The following is a 14,385-nucleotide window of genomic DNA, read 5'->3' as shown; positions in this document are numbered from 1 at the left end:
AGCAATCAGGCCTGTCGCTGACAGGCCTGCCTGGATTTACACCCGGAAGTAGCGTGGTGGAATCAACGTTGAGAATGCGTCGATCTTCTTCACCATCTTTTTCCAGAACAACATAACAACAATCCTCTGTTTAAAATGCAGGCGCTATTTTAGTCAGCGCAGGCATTGCGTAAAAGATCGCCGCGTCGTTCTTATCGTGTGCGCGGTGTAAAGCTTTTTGTTCACTCTACAAAATGTGGATGAGTAACACGATCGGCAACCCTGACGCCGGGTTGACAAGCGTTAAAATAGTACGGGCAATCCCAGCCCGCGTTTCACTTCCTGTAGCGTTGTCTGTGTGACCTCATGCGCCCGTTCACTGCCTTGTTGCAGTATCTGCATCAGCATGCCTTTATCCTGAATATAGGTTGCCCGCCGCTCGCGCATTGGGGCAATCAACTCCTGCAAACAGGTTTCCAGTTCGTTTTTACAGGTGCGATCGCCAAGCCCGCCCTGTTGATAATGCGCTTTCATCGCCGCGACTTGCGTTTTGTCCGGGTGAAAGGCATCCAGCCAGGTGAACACGACATTTCCTTCGATCTGACCCGGATCGCTGACGTTAAGGTGGTGAGGATCGGTGTACATGGCGCTAACCGCTTTGTGGATCGTCTCTTCACTGGCGGAGAGTTGCAGGGTATTGCCGAGAGATTTTGACATTTTAGCGCCGCCATCGATGCCGGGCAGGCGGCCGGTGTCGCTCAGAATCGCCTGACAGTGGTGTAGCAGCGGGGCAGGCAGCAGGCTGTTCATCTTGTGTACAATTTCGTTAGTCTGCTCGATCATCGGCAACTGATCGTCTCCTACGGGCACATATTCCGCTTTAAACGCGGTGATATCCGCCGCCTGGCTGATGGGGTAGACCATAAATCCGACCGGTAACGAGCGGGTAAAGCCTTTCTGCGCAATTTCATTTTTCACCGTCGGATTACGCTCTACGCGGGCGACAGTGACGACATTCATATACAGCATGGTCAGTTCCGCCAGTGCAGGTAAGGCGGATTGCAGGCAGAGCGTGGTGAGTTCAGGGTCGATACCGGCGGCCAGATAATCCGCCAGCACTTCCGGGATGTTGTCGCGGATCTTTTGCGGGTTCGTACCGTTATCGGTCAGCCCTTGCAGGTCGGCAATCAGCACAAATTGTTGATGAGTATGTTGCAAAGCAACGCGCTGGCGCAGTGAGCCAATGTAGTGCCCGAGGTGCAGGGCGCCCGTAGGGCGATCGCCGGTCAGAATGGTGGGTTTTGTGTTCATCAAAGACTCCTTTACGTGAAAAAACCGAAAGACGTCTCTGGAACGCAATAGCCGCCTTTCGGCGGCTATTAATACGGGGATAAAACAGAACCGTGCCGCCTTTAGTCAGGCAGCCACCAGCGGTTATGGCGTTGGGGAATCGCAGTCTGTTTGTTCATAAAAATGACCGTATCACGGTTAAGCGCAGGGGTAAACCTGCTATGTCAGGGTTGTTAATGGGCAACCTGTTCACTCTGCTTGCCATCAGCGCTCTTCAGCATTCTCTTTTTTGCGTAAACTGCCGCTGCTTAACAAGTTGAATCATGCTGATGACGGCGCCGAAAAATAAGGCCGCAGCGCCGCAAAGCGTTGCGCTGGCGATCGCCTCCGTACCGCTGCCTAACAGGCTGGTTAACAGTGGGCCGACGATCTGACCGATGCCGTAGGTGAGCGTGACAAGACCCAACAGATTGATATTCCCCGGCACGCTCAGTTGCCGCGCCAGCGGCATCACCAGCGAGGTTGTCCCCATGAACGTCGCGCCAAAACCAATGCTGCTGATAATAAGAAGCGGCAGTGCGTCGCTGGCGAGCGTGAGTATGACGCAGACCCCCTGAATCAGCAGATTCGCCGTCAGGCATTGTAATACGCCCCAGCGCTTTGCCGCCCACAGCCAGCCAAAACAACCGGGAACGATCGCCAGTCCCACCAGTGACCAGAGATGGGCGGTGAGTAGCGGCGAGCCCGCGTTTTTCGCCATCAGCGGCAGATAGGTGGCGACGATGATGTAGCCAAATCCGGCGAAGCCATACAGCAGCGCCAGTTGCCACCAGCGCATCAGCGGATTATGCGTCGGCGCCGGAGGGGCGGGCGGCAACGCGTGGGCGCGGGCAGGGGTGAGGAACGCCAGGAGCAGCAGTAACACGGCGGAGATAACGGCTGCGCCTGACCACAGCGCATGGGAAGAAAGCGTATAGCGTAAACCGGCGATAACATACTCGTTGCCCAGCAAGATACCGGCGCCAACGCCGGAGAAAAGCGACGCAATCACAAACGGGTGACGGGTATGTTGCAGGACGATCATCGAGCCAAAAATCATCATTCCGGCGCTGGCGACCCCGGCCAGAAAACGGATCAGCATCACGATGGCAGGTTGCGTAAATATCGCCATCGCAAGGATTAATCCTCCGGTTGCTACCGCCGATGTCAACAGCATTGGCCGTAAGCGAGAAGGGAGGTGAAAGGCGCCGAAGGAGAACAACAGGCTGCCCGCCAGATACCCCGCGTAGTTGGCGCTGGCAATCCAGGAAAGCGCCGCGAAGGTAAACTGACCTTCAGACAGCAGGACTGGTAGCATCGGGGTATACAGAAAACGTCCGATCCCCATTCCCAGCGTTAGTACCATTAAGCCGAAGAGTGCCGTACTGATGGCATGACGGTTTGAATCGGCATTGCCCTGAACCATACTTGCTCTCACTTAGCGCGTTAATTTGTGTTTGTTATATTACATGTGTAAATGATAATAAAAAGTAAAAAATAGAGGGTGTGTGAGAGCCCGGCAAGGTATACGCGTTGGGAAATTCAGCAGGCGTCGATCGTTTTTACGCAGTGCCAGCCATCATCCACGCAGCGATAGATGGATTCGGTATGACCGGGGATAATCCACCGCGTTTCTTCGCCGGGGGTGCAGTGCAGGTAAATACATAACCCGCAGCCGCCGCGTAGCTGGCGCGGAATATCCGCCACCCGAAAGGTCATTCCCGCAGCCTGAAGCGCTTTGCGGGTCTGAATGACGCCCACCGTCGAATGAAATAAAAACAGATATTCCGTCATCCGCGTTTTCTCTGGCGTTGACCAATCAGCGCCGCACCAATGGCCCCGGCAAACTGCGCGTCAGGATGGGTGTAAACCGGCATCGCAACGTGGCTTTCCAGCATACGCGCGAATGCCGCACAGTGGCTGACGCCGCCGGTAAACAGCAAAGGTCCCCCGGCAGACAGTCGGCCGATAAAATTGGCGCTACGTCTGGCCATCGCGTTGATCACGCCGGAAAGAATGGCTTCTGGCGCAACGCCCGCAGAGCGCAGGCTGATCACTTCAGACTCGGCAAAAACCGTGCACATGCTGGTGATGGCATGAGGCTCAACGCCGTCGGTGATCGTATCCAGTTGATCCACGCTGGCGCCGAGGGTGCGCGAAATCACCTCCAGAAAACGCCCGGTTCCGGCGGCACATTTATCATTCATCAGAAAGTCGGTGAGATTACCGTCGTTATCCAGTTGAATAACTTTGCTGTCCTGGCCGCCAATGTCGATGACCGTGCGGGTTTCAGGAGCCAGAAAGCGCGCCCCCAGCCCGTGGCAGGAGATTTCCGTCACCTGTTTATCGGCAAAATCAACCAGCTGGCGTCCGTAGCCGGTTAGCGTCAGAAACGGGCGCGTGTCCAGCCCTGCGCTTAGCGCTTCCCACGCCTGGTGGATAGCATCGGCGGGGCGAAACGGCGTGGGGCAGAGGAAACGGCGTGTGATAACGCCCTCCGCCAGCAAAACGCCTTTTGTCGCCGTGGAGCCGGAATCAATGCCAATCGAATACGTCACGGGCGCTCCTTACAGCATTTCGATAAAGGCCGCGACGCGGGTGCTGAGTTGCCCGATATCCGAAGTGGAGTAGTCCGTTTCGATGGCGATATAAGGGATGTTGTGCTGTTGGCGTACGTGGCGCTTAATCGCCATAGACTCAACGGCATAGGTATGACAGGCCTGCAAAATCACATCCACGACACCGTCCGCCTGATACTCCTCTACCATCTGGCTGAGCAACGTCAGCCGCTGGTCGTTGGGCGAAATGCAGGAACAGCCAATTGCGAGGTATTTGTCGGTCAGCGCGTCATAGACATCGCCCGTCTCTTCAACGCACTGTTCGGTGGCTTTTGCCCCCGTGCAGTTTTCAAATCCGACGACCCAACCGCCGTTTTCTTCAATGGCGCGTACCACTTTTTCTGCCGCGCCGCCAATCGGGCAGCCGGTGATCAGAATACGCGGGCGGGCGTCCAGCCGCTTGCCGTCCTGCCACTCCTGGCGCACGCGGTCAGCCATGCCGTTGAGCTCGTCGATAAGCGCTTCTTTATCAAAACGAAACGTCGCGCCGTACACCACTTTCAGAATATCGCTGCCGCTAAGAGCAGGAGGATTAAGCTGGCCGACGCGGTAGAAATTGGCCAGCGCGCGGCGTTCGCGGTTTTTCAATACGATCGCGTCGCGCAGGGCGGCTTCGCTGATAGGGCGGCCAAAACGCGTTTCCACAGCCTGTTGCAGACGCAGGATCTCTGCTTTCCATAACGCACGGGAGGCGGCGTCATTGGCGCTGTTGGGCAGTTGCATGACGTGTACGGCCTTAAATTCGGCCATGTATTCGTACATTTTCTTTTTGCCGTCGCAGGTGGTTTCGCCCACCACCAGATCGGAAAAATAAAAGTAGGGGCATTTGTCCGTTTTGCCGAAGCCGTAGCTGCTTTTGATCAGAGGACACAGGTTGCGCGGCAGATCCTTTTCGGCTTCTTCGATGGTTTCGTCCGACGTTGAACACAGGGAAACGACAACCGCGCCCGCCGCCATCGGGATCTCCTGCGGCATAAACGTGCAGTAGGTGCCGACCAGTGGAACCCCCTGTTCTTTAAGATCCATAACGGTGAGAAAGCCTTTCTGACGGGCGTCGGAGAACTGGTTAAAAATGGCGGGTAGATCGGTGATAAGCGACATGGTTTTCCTTCCCCGTAACACGGGAGACAATGAAAAGACCACGCATTATAACCCTGTAAAAACCAGGTGTTTATTGATCTGCTTAAAAGTTGGGTAACGTCAGCAGGGACGGTATTTGCGACAGCAGATACAACACCAGCCCGATGGAGCCGCCGACCAGCGTGCCGTTGACGCGGATAAACTGCAAATCTTTGCCGATGTTCAGCTCTATCTGGCGTGACATATCGCGGGCATCCCAGCTTTTTACCGTGTCGCTGATGTGGCGCGTCAGAAACGCGGCGAACTCCGGCGCGACCCGGTGCGCAGCCTGTTCCAGATGGCCGTTGAGCGAAGCGCGAAGGGCATCATCCGCCACCAGCGTTTCGCCGAACCATTGCCCGGCATGGGCGATCCGCTGCTTCACGCGGGAACCCTCTACGTTAATATCTGCCTTCAGCCACTGGCGTAAATCAGCCCAGAGTTCACCAAGATAATGGTTAAACGCCTCATCTTCTTTCAGGTACGCTTTGATGCTTTCCGCCCGGGAGGCCATCTCTGGATCGTTTTTGAGTTTGTCGATCAGCTTAAAGGTGGCGCGATCGAAGGCGTGGCGGATCTGGTGCGCCTGGTCGTGGCTGATATCATCCAGCAGCGAATTCACTGCATCGGAAACCAGTTCTGCGCTGTGTTCCCCCAGCCATTCGGTCGGTAAAATTTTCGCTTTTAGCGGATGTTCCGTCTCCAGCCAGCGCACGATTTGCTGCGCGATAAATGCGCGTGAGCTGTCGCGCTGAAGCAGGGCGATCAACTGCGCGATCAGGGTGTCCAGCAGTACCTGATGACGATCGTTTTTGGTCATGCTCTCCAGCATTAACGCGCTGGTGCCAGAGAAGTCCACTTTATCGATCGCTTTGTGTACCGCCCGCTTGAGCAGGCGCTGAATACGGGCGTCGTCCGTCAGTTCGAGAAAACCGCTCATGATTTGCAGCAAATGCATCCCAACCCGCCGGGCGTTATCCGGCTGACTGAACCAGTTGCCGATCAGCAAGGCCGGTTCATGACGGCGAATGAGCGCGACCAGCGACTGGGTATCAAGAAATTTCTCCTGCACAAACTGGCCAAGATTTTCGCCGATTCGATCCTTATTACGCGGGATAATGGCGGTATGCTGCGCGATAAACGGGATCGGCACCCGACGAAACAGCGCCACGACGGCGAACCAGTCTGCCAGTGCGCCCACCATTGCCGCTTCCGCAATGGCTTTAATGCCGAGTACCCAAAAATTTGGCGGCAGGAAAAGCGTCGTGATGAACGTGGCGGCGGCAATCAGCAGCAGCGAGAGCGCCAGTCGTTTGGCGCGTTTGAGTTCAGCAATTTTATTCATAGCGTTAAGGATAGAGCCAGACGGGGGGATCGTGCAAAAGATCATCCCGGGATCCAGTTATCCCATGCAGGCAAGGTTCCCAGTTCCGCCACCAGAAAATCGATAAACGAACGCACCTTCGGGTTGCTGTATTTACTCGGGAAATAGAGCGCATAAAGGGCGTGCGTTTCGCAGGTGATGGTGCCGTCGAGCATCAGCGGCGTGATCTCCTCTTTCTGGATGTGATCTCCAATCAGGTAGGTCGGCAGATAAGCCACGCCCTGGTCTTCCAGCACCGATTTTAGCAATACCAGACTGCTGTTGGCCTGGATCGGCATATGCAGCTTTAACTGGTGCAGGCGCTCCTGCTCGTCCGCCACTTTAAGCACCGGGGTGAGTCCGGGATAGACCAGGCAATCATGATTCACCAGCTCGACGCGACGCTGCGGCATCCCTTTTTTCGCCAGATAGCCGGGGGAGGCGCACCACGCCCAGCGGATCGGCACCAGCTTGCGCATGGCATAGTTTTGCGGCGGCGCGGTGGAGATGCGCAGAGCGATATCGAAATCCGTTTCGTTCAGATTCACAAAATTATCGTTGAGGTCGATGTAGAGATTCACGTCTGGATATTGAGTACGGTATTTATCCACCAGATTAACTAATCGGGAATATCCAAAGGCAATTGAACAGGTTATGCGTAATTCACCTTGCGGGCTGTGATAATAACCGGAAGTGGTATTTAAGGTTTCATCAAACTCGTTGAGTAATTTAGTCGCACGGTTAAATAAATATTGCCCGGCATCGGTCAGGGTAATACTGCGGGTGGTACGTTTAATTAACGTTGTACCCAGCGTATCTTCCATTGCTGCCAGACTTTTACTTACCGCTGAAGGTGACACGTTAAGCTGGGCAGCGGCTTCAGATAATCCACCGCAATCCACAATCTTGATAAAAAACTCTAAATGCTTCAGGGAAATGGATGTGTTCATTGTTTCCTTTTATTCACAAGTGATTTGCAAAAACGGTACGAATAGGCCGTTACATTCGCGTTTGAAACATGTAACTATTGAATCACAGGAAATAACTTGCTTACAAAATGAAAAAATAACAACTTAAGTGAGTTATGTCACAAATTAAACAGGAGGCAAAAGAAAGAACGCGAAAAATTGTGAATTTAATCTCATTTAATATAATTTAAATTAAAAGGTGCCTGTTATGTGGTCACGACTCGAACCCTACAGATCTTCACTTATTTTATTACTCGCTCTGGTTGTCGGCGGCTTATTAGGTATTTATGCTCCGACGTTTGCAAGTCAACTCCAGCCGATAGGTCAGATTTTCCTGAACCTGTTATTTATGATTATCGTTCCGCTGGTGGGGATCAGCGTAATGTCTTCTATCGCCAGCATGACCGATCTGAAACGTCTGGGACGCATTATGGCGATTATCTTTATCGTCTCTATCGCGATGGCTTTTATTCCGGCCGCCGGAATTGTGGCGCTCGCGCTCTGGTATAACCCGGCGCAGGGGGTGACTATCGATCTTTCGCAATCCGTGCAGGCGGGCAGCGGCAAGATGGATTTTGTCAGTATGATCACCACCAGCGACTTTATCGGACTGTTTTCTAAATCGAATATTCTGGCGCTGATCGTGATGGCGATTATCGCCGGGATCGCCATTGGGCAATCAGAACAGGCGGGCAAACGTATCGCCTCACTGCTGGAAGACGCCAACACGGTGATCATGAAGATTGTGGCGATCATCATGAAGGTGGCTCCCATCGGCCTCGGCTGTTACTTCGCTGCGACGATGGCCAGTCAGGACTCCGGCCTGTTGCTGACCTTTGCCCGGGCTATCGGCCTGTTCATGGTTGCCACGCTGGTTTACTACATCTTCGGTTCTGTTCTTTACTCTTACATTGGCGGCGGGCTACCTGCGGTGAAGGCCTTCTGGCGTAACGCCATTGAACCTTCGGTGACCGCGCTGGGGACGTGTTCCTCGCTCGGCACGCTGCCGGTGACTCTGCGTGCGGGTAAGGCGATGGGCATTAACCCGGAAATCGTTGATGTCTCCATCCCGCTGCTGGTTAACCTCAATAAGGGCGGCGTGGCGATGATTGCCGCATTGAAGATTGTTTTTATCTATTCCGTTTTAGGCATGGAGTTCACCACCGAAACGTTCTTCCTGACGATGCTGATTGCTGTACTTTCGGCGATTATCGTCGGCGGCGTCCCTGGCGGCGCATTCCTCGGTGAGATCTTTATTGTCACCACGCTGGGGTTGCCGATGGAGGCCATTCCAATGCTGGTGGTGCTGGGCACGATTACGGATGCGCCAGCAACGCTTATCAACGTAATTCATGATTTGAACGCGGCGCAGATTGTGGAGCGCTTCGCCGGAAAGAAACCGGTGAACGCTGATATCAACACCACGGACGCAGTAGTCCCGGCTTTCCGCATGGATTAAGGATGTAACAGGAGACGTTATGAAAGATTCAGTTAAGCTCGACACGCAGTTAATTATCGCCGGACGCGACAAACGTTATACCCAGGGAGCGGTGAACCCGGTGATCCAGCGCGCTTCTTCACTGGTGTTTGATACCGTGAAGGACAAAAAATTTGCGACGGCCAATCGTGCGAACGGCGAGCTGTTCTATGGTCGCCGTGGTACTTATACCCACTTCGCGTTTCAGAAGGCGATGAGTGAGCTGGAAGGCGGCGTTGGCTGTGCGCTCTATCCTTGCGGCGCAGCGGCGGTGACGAATGCGATTCTCGCCTTTGTGAAGGGCGGCGATCATCTCCTGATGACCGGTGCGGCCTATGAACCCACGCAGGACTTTTGCAATAAGATCCTGAGCAAGTTTGATGTATCAACGACGTATTACGATCCGCTGATTGGCGCGGGCATTGTCGATTTGATCCGCCCGGAGACCAAAGTGGTGTTCCTCGAATCACCCAGTTCCATCACTATGGAAGTTCAGGATGTACCGGGCATGGTGAAGGCGATCCGTGCGGTGAACCCGGAGATTGTCATTATGATCGACAATACCTGGGCGGCCGGCGTGCTGTTTAAGGCGCTCGACTACGGCGTGGACATTTCAATTCAGGCGGGTACTAAATACACCATCGGCCATTCCGACGGTATGCTGGGAACAGCGGTGTCTAACGCCCGCTGCTGGGATCGTCTGCGGGAGAACTCTTATCTGATGGGGCAGACGCTGGATGCTGATAGCGCTTATAACGGTAGCCGCGGTTTACGCACGCTGTCAGTTCGCCTGAAGCAGCACCAGGAGAGCAGCATTCAGATTGCCCGTTGGCTCTCGGCTCGCCCGGAAGTGGCGCGAGTGAACCACCCGGCGCTGCCGGAGTGCCCTGGACATGAGTACTTCCGGCGTGACTTTTCCGGTAGCTCTGGCCTGTTTTCATTCGTGCTGAAAAAGCGGCTGACCGATGAGCAGATGGCAAATTTCCTCGATAACTTCTCGCTGTTCCATATGGCCTACTCATGGGGCGGATTTGAGTCGTTGATTCTGGCGAACCAACCGGAAGAGCTGAACAGTATCCGTCCTGCTGGCGATGTGGATTTCAGCGGCACGCTGGTCAGGGTGCATATCGGGCTGGAAGATGTGGGCGACCTTATCGCAGATCTGGACGCCGGGTTTGCGCGTATCGCTTAAAAAAGCAGGCCCCGTATAGCGGGGCCTGCTGTCGGCGCAGATAAGCGTAGCGCCATCAGGCATGAGTCTATTTCTCAGTTGCCAGTTCTGTCACCTCATACTGACGCACGCGCTGTAACAGCCCTTTCAATGTGAACACCGCCGCAATTCCTGCCACCACCGCCAGCAGATGAAACGGAATCTTGCCGCCGTTAAACCACAGCCCGCGTCCGACTTCGATAGCGACGGCCATGACTGTCAGGATGACGATATTCAGCGATGCTGAGACGGTGCCTTTAGGCAGAGTGTTGGAAAACAGCGTAAAGCGGAACAACGTCGAGAAAATCATCCCGATCCCGAAAGCGTACAGACTGGTGCCCAGCACTGACCACAGCCAGACATGAGGCCACAACAGATTTCCTGCGATCAGGATGGCCAGACCGACAAGCTGTATCGGCGGCGCGCGCCAGATAAAACGCGGATCGCCGGGATCTTTCACCACCCGAGCGACCATCATATTGGCGATGATTACCGCGCCAAACACCGGCACCTGCGCCCAGGCGAACTGCGCGGTGGTCATGCCGCCCGCGTCGATTAAGATTACTGGCGAGACCGCCACCCAACTCATTAGCGGGATGTAGCTCAGCGAAAGCGTTGCGGCGCCGAAGAGGAAAATCCGGTTGTGAAAGACGTGGCGAAAATCACGGAGGACAGCGGGAATGCTAAACGGCGCCGCGCCGCGTTGTACCGTCTCTGGCATCGCCAGCGCCAGGCCGCACAGGGCGATCAGCCCCATCAGCGCAATAATGCCGAACAGGGCTTTCCAGTGAACAAAGTGCATTAGCGCAGCGCCTGAGAGCGGGCCGATAACCGGCGCAACCAGAACTATTGAGGTGATGATCGCCATCAGTTTTATGGCTTTGGTCTGGCCGAAGGCTTCCTGCACGGTGACGTAACCGACCGTGGCGATAAAACAGATGCTGGTGCCCTGAATGAAACGCGCGACCAGAAACTGCGTCATTGACGTTGTAAGGAGCGTGGCGGCGCAGGCAACGGTGAAAATAAGCGCGCCCGTAATCAGCACTGGTCGGCGGCCAATCCGGTCGGAAAGCGGGCCGAGCAACCACTGCAATGCCATCCCTCCGGCCAGATAGAGACTGACGGATGCCGGAGCCAGACTGACATCGGCATTGAAATCATGCACGACATGGATGATGCCCGGCTGAATCAAATCCGTCGACAGGTAGGCGGCAAAGTCGTACAGAATCAGCGCCATCGGGAAAAATAGCGTTGTCGCGCGCCGGGAGAAAAATTGACGTATCCGTTGCATATAAATCGCACTCCATGTCGGAGAAAACCCTGAACGGGTACAGTGAAACATTTCTGCGTGGCGTATTCAGAAAAAATGTACGCCTTGCAGAAAGGTGAATTTATCGTTGATAGCGCCTCGCAGCAACGCATAATACCGAATGTCGTTGGCATCCTGACAAGGTAAGGTGACGCCGGATAGTGAGATCATGCAACATCGGCGTATTGCCTTGCTGGAGTTGATACAAAAACATATCCGCCAGCGTGACCTGATGGGGCTGGTGGAGCAACTGGCCTCACTTTTGGTGATGGGATACACTACCGACAGCCAGCTTAAAGTGCTGTTTAATTATATGATGCAGTGCGGCGATGCATCTCGTTTTAGCCAGTTTATTCACGAGGTGGCCGAACGTTCCCCCCAACACAAGGAGAGTCTGATGACGATAGCTGAACGATTACATGAAGCGGGTCGCCAGGAGGGTATGCAGCAAGGCTTACAGCAAGGCCAACGGGCTGAGGCGCAGCGTATCGCGCGTACAATGCTGGAAGACGGCATCGATCGCGATACGGTTTTACGTATCACCGGACTTGCTGTTGAAGAGGTTATCGCGCTGAACCACTAAACACATATCCACCAGCGCATCACTGGCCCGGTAAACGCCGTTCTGCCGGGCGGGCTTATTCCATCGCCACTTTCACCGCCTCTCCAAGTTTTTGCATCACTTCACGATGTTTCTCGTTCGGCGGTAACGCACAGTTGATGCGCACGCAGTTGCGATACTTCCCGGAGGCGGAAAACAGTGACCCCGGCGCGACCTGGATTTTCAGGCGGCATAGCTGTCTGGCGACGCAGACCATATCGATATGCTCCGGCAGCTCGACCCATAGCATAAAGCCGCCTTTTGGTCGGGTGACGCAGATCCCGCAGGGAAAATATTCGCGTACCCAGCAGGTATAGATCTCCATGTTGCGCTGGTAGATTTGGCGCATTCGCCGGACATGACGGTGATAGTGGCCCTCGCGGACGAAGGTGGCCGCCGCCAGCTGCGTGGCGGGAACGTTGGTGCCGATGACGGCGTATTTCATATGCAGCAGCCGATCGTGGTAACGACCCGGAGCGACCCAGCCCACGCGCAGGCCCGGCGCGACGGATTTGGTAAACGAACTGCACAATAGCACCCGACCATCGATATCCCAGGAGTGGATGGTGCGGGGGCGCGGGTAATCCGTCGCCAGCTCGCCATACACGTCATCTTCAAAAATCACAATATCGTGGCGCTGCGCGAGGCTGAGCACTGCCCGTTTGCGTGCGTCCGGCATAATAAACCCGAGGGGATTATTGCAGTTTGGTACGAGGATAACCCCTTTAATCGGCCACTGATCCAGCGCCAGTTCCAGCGCTTCAATACTGATACCGGTATCTGGGTCGGTCGGGATTTCAATGACTTTTATTCCTAAGCCGCGCAGGAGCTGCATGGTGCCGTAATAGGCGGGGGATTCGACGGCGACAATATCACCCGCCTGGCAGACGGTCAGCAGCGCCAGCGACAAACCGCTCTGGCTACCGTTGGTGATAACGATATCATCAGCGCTGACGACCGAACCGCTGTCAAGCATCAGGCGGGCGATCTGTTCCCGCAGTTCGCGGTATCCGGCCAGTTCATCGTAGCCCAGCACCGCCCCCAGGTTATGTTGCGCCACGCGGCTTAGTTCGCGCCAGAGCGGTTTCAGGCTGGGTTGGTGGATATCGGGGACGCCGCTGCTGAAAGGAATGATTGATTTGTCGTTGTGCCCTTCCAGCATGTCCAGCACCTGATCCCACTGGGTGATCTCTACCGGTCGCTGTACCGGGCGTGACATCAGCGGCACCGGCGGTTGCGCCTTGCGCGGGGCGACAAAGTAGCCGGAGCGCGGCTGTGGAGTGATGAGCTGCAACGTCTCCAGCGTCTGATATGCCTGCTGTACGGTACTGATGCTCACCCCATGCTCCTGACTCAGGCTACGCACCGAGGGCAATTTTTCCCCGTGGCGATACAGCCCTTGCTCAATACGCTCGGCCAGCAGATTAGCCAGATGTTGGTAACGCGTCATGCTGTATCCCTCACTCTTGCCATACAGATGGAAAAACCAGTACAGAACGGTGGTCGAAATCGCGTTCAGATACCGTTTTAGCCAATCTGTATGGCAAAGAAAAGTATTTTTTGAATCTGTATTGTGGTGGTGAAGATCCGGGAAGATAAAGCCTCTGACCAGGTGGGGAGGTGGAGTATGGAATTTCACGAGAATCGCGCAAAACAGCCGTTTATTGGTTTTGTTCAGGTCTGGCGGGCAATAAAAAGATGGCGACTGCGGGCGCAGACGCAGCGTGTATTGCAACGCATGAACGATGAACAGTTAAAGGATGTGGGGCTGCGACGGGATCAGATTGAGTGATCCACCGTAACACCACAGAGGCTGGGCTGTATTCAGTCCAGCCTTTTTTACATTCACGTAATTTATCAATTGATGCTTCCTTATCAGCTGTTTCTTGATACTTATCCTGATAAGTATTATTTTCCCATCTGCTAAGAGGGGAAAGAGAGATGACTGAAGATGAGCTGTTTGCCCGCCGTCCGATGGGGATGCGCATGGCAATGGTGGTACGCCAGTGGCGTGCAATTATCGATGCTGCCATCACCGATACCGGCCTGACGCAGTCAAGCTGGACGGTGCTGATGCAACTGCATCAGTTGGGTGATAACGTCTCGGTCAGCGAACTGGCGGAGGTGCAGGGCATTGAGCTGCCGCCGCTGATGCGCACCCTCACGCAACTGGAAAAACAGGGCTATCTGGTGCGTTCAACATCGCCATATGACAAACGCATCCGCCTGCTGACGCTGACAGCGCAAGGCCGTTCAAGGCTGGAAGAACTGAACCGGGTGATTGAGACCTATCAGCAACGCGTCACCCGTACTATCCCGGAAGCGGAACTTGCCGCCTTCAGCGCCACATTAAATCAAATCGCCTGCAATCTGCGGTTAATCCGCGAAGAAGATAATTAACTCTAAAAAACT

13 protein-coding genes and 1 pseudogene are annotated in these 14,385 nt (G+C 54.8%); 5 read left to right on the top strand and 9 right to left on the bottom strand.

What is annotated here, in order from left to right; translation table 11 throughout:
• Positions 1-282: 282 nt before the first annotated feature.
• The 7 genes from trpS to OGV79_RS20640 all read right to left on the bottom strand — a co-directional run bounded on the left by trpS (position 283) and on the right by OGV79_RS20640 (position 7,358).
• Positions 283-1,290: a tryptophan--tRNA ligase gene (gene trpS, locus OGV79_RS20670; RefSeq protein WP_200076050.1), complete on the bottom strand. Its 1,008-nt coding sequence runs from the start codon at positions 1,288-1,290 to the stop codon at positions 283-285.
• Between the two features lie 253 nt (positions 1,291-1,543).
• A complete protein-coding gene (locus OGV79_RS20665; protein ID WP_275376208.1) occupies positions 1,544-2,734 on the bottom strand; it encodes an MFS transporter in 1,191 nt (396 codons plus the stop codon).
• Between the two features lie 116 nt (positions 2,735-2,850).
• Positions 2,851-3,102 carry a putative Se/S carrier protein gene (locus OGV79_RS20660; RefSeq protein ID WP_130028300.1) on the bottom strand — a complete coding sequence of 84 codons (252 nt, stop codon included), beginning with the start codon at positions 3,100-3,102 and terminating at the stop codon, positions 2,851-2,853.
• The gene (gene yjiL, locus OGV79_RS20655) at positions 3,099-3,866 is read right to left on the bottom strand and encodes a putative 2-hydroxyacyl-CoA dehydratase activator YjiL (protein ID WP_047459158.1); all 768 of its coding nucleotides are present in this window, start codon (positions 3,864-3,866) and stop codon (positions 3,099-3,101) included. Before yjiL ends, OGV79_RS20660 begins: the two co-directional genes overlap by 4 nt.
• A gap of 9 nt (positions 3,867-3,875) precedes the next feature.
• Positions 3,876-5,027 carry a double-cubane-cluster-containing anaerobic reductase gene (locus OGV79_RS20650; protein WP_058668525.1) on the bottom strand — a complete coding sequence of 384 codons (1,152 nt, stop codon included), beginning with the start codon at positions 5,025-5,027 and terminating at the stop codon, positions 3,876-3,878.
• An 82-nt stretch (positions 5,028-5,109) separates the two neighbouring features.
• On the bottom strand, positions 5,110-6,390 hold the full coding sequence (locus OGV79_RS20645; protein WP_104869088.1) for a DUF445 domain-containing protein: 1,281 nt from the start codon (positions 6,388-6,390) through the stop codon (positions 5,110-5,112).
• Between the two features lie 41 nt (positions 6,391-6,431).
• Positions 6,432-7,358, bottom strand: coding sequence for a LysR family transcriptional regulator (locus OGV79_RS20640; RefSeq protein ID WP_012134237.1), 927 nt, complete (start codon positions 7,356-7,358; stop codon positions 6,432-6,434).
• 226 nt (positions 7,359-7,584) lie between these two features.
• On the opposite strand from OGV79_RS20640, the gene OGV79_RS20635 reads away from it, so the two are divergent.
• Both OGV79_RS20635 and metC read left to right on the top strand, forming a co-directional pair.
• Complete coding sequence (locus tag OGV79_RS20635; protein WP_047459152.1) at positions 7,585-8,835, top strand: dicarboxylate/amino acid:cation symporter; 1,251 nt, start codon at positions 7,585-7,587, stop codon at positions 8,833-8,835.
• 19 nt (positions 8,836-8,854) lie between these two features.
• Positions 8,855-10,045 carry a cystathionine beta-lyase gene (gene metC / locus OGV79_RS20630; RefSeq protein ID WP_286468875.1) on the top strand — a complete coding sequence of 397 codons (1,191 nt, stop codon included), beginning with the start codon at positions 8,855-8,857 and terminating at the stop codon, positions 10,043-10,045.
• A gap of 67 nt (positions 10,046-10,112) precedes the next feature.
• Here the strand turns inward: metC and mdtM are convergent, their stop codons facing one another.
• Positions 10,113-11,354: a multidrug efflux MFS transporter MdtM gene (gene mdtM / locus OGV79_RS20625; protein ID WP_049009412.1), complete on the bottom strand. Its 1,242-nt coding sequence runs from the start codon at positions 11,352-11,354 to the stop codon at positions 10,113-10,115.
• A 166-nt stretch (positions 11,355-11,520) separates the two neighbouring features.
• On the opposite strand from mdtM, the pseudogene OGV79_RS20620 reads away from it, so the two are divergent.
• Positions 11,521-11,955, top strand: a pseudogene (locus OGV79_RS20620) (Rpn family recombination-promoting nuclease/putative transposase); the annotation flags it as partial.
• 55 nt (positions 11,956-12,010) lie between these two features.
• Here the strand turns inward: OGV79_RS20620 and OGV79_RS20615 are convergent.
• A complete protein-coding gene (locus OGV79_RS20615; protein ID WP_047459146.1) occupies positions 12,011-13,423 on the bottom strand; it encodes an aminotransferase-like domain-containing protein in 1,413 nt (470 codons plus the stop codon).
• 177 nt (positions 13,424-13,600) lie between these two features.
• Between OGV79_RS20615 and OGV79_RS20610 the strand changes: the two genes are divergently transcribed.
• Together OGV79_RS20610 and OGV79_RS20605 are read left to right on the top strand one after the other, a co-directional pair.
• Entirely contained in the window at positions 13,601-13,765 is a 165-nt protein-coding gene (locus tag OGV79_RS20610) for a DUF1127 domain-containing protein (protein ID WP_071818873.1), read from the top strand.
• Positions 13,766-13,914: 149 nt separating this feature from the next.
• A complete protein-coding gene (locus OGV79_RS20605) occupies positions 13,915-14,373 on the top strand; it encodes a MarR family winged helix-turn-helix transcriptional regulator (RefSeq protein ID WP_012134229.1) in 459 nt (152 codons plus the stop codon).
• The last annotated feature ends 12 nt before the right edge of the window (positions 14,374-14,385 follow it).

This window comes from Citrobacter sp. CK185, from assembly GCF_030333565.1.
Lineage (GTDB): Bacteria > Pseudomonadota > Gammaproteobacteria > Enterobacterales > Enterobacteriaceae > Citrobacter_B > Citrobacter_B koseri.
The sequence above is the reverse complement of the archived record's forward strand: the minus strand, read 5'-3'. Positions and strand labels throughout refer to the sequence as shown.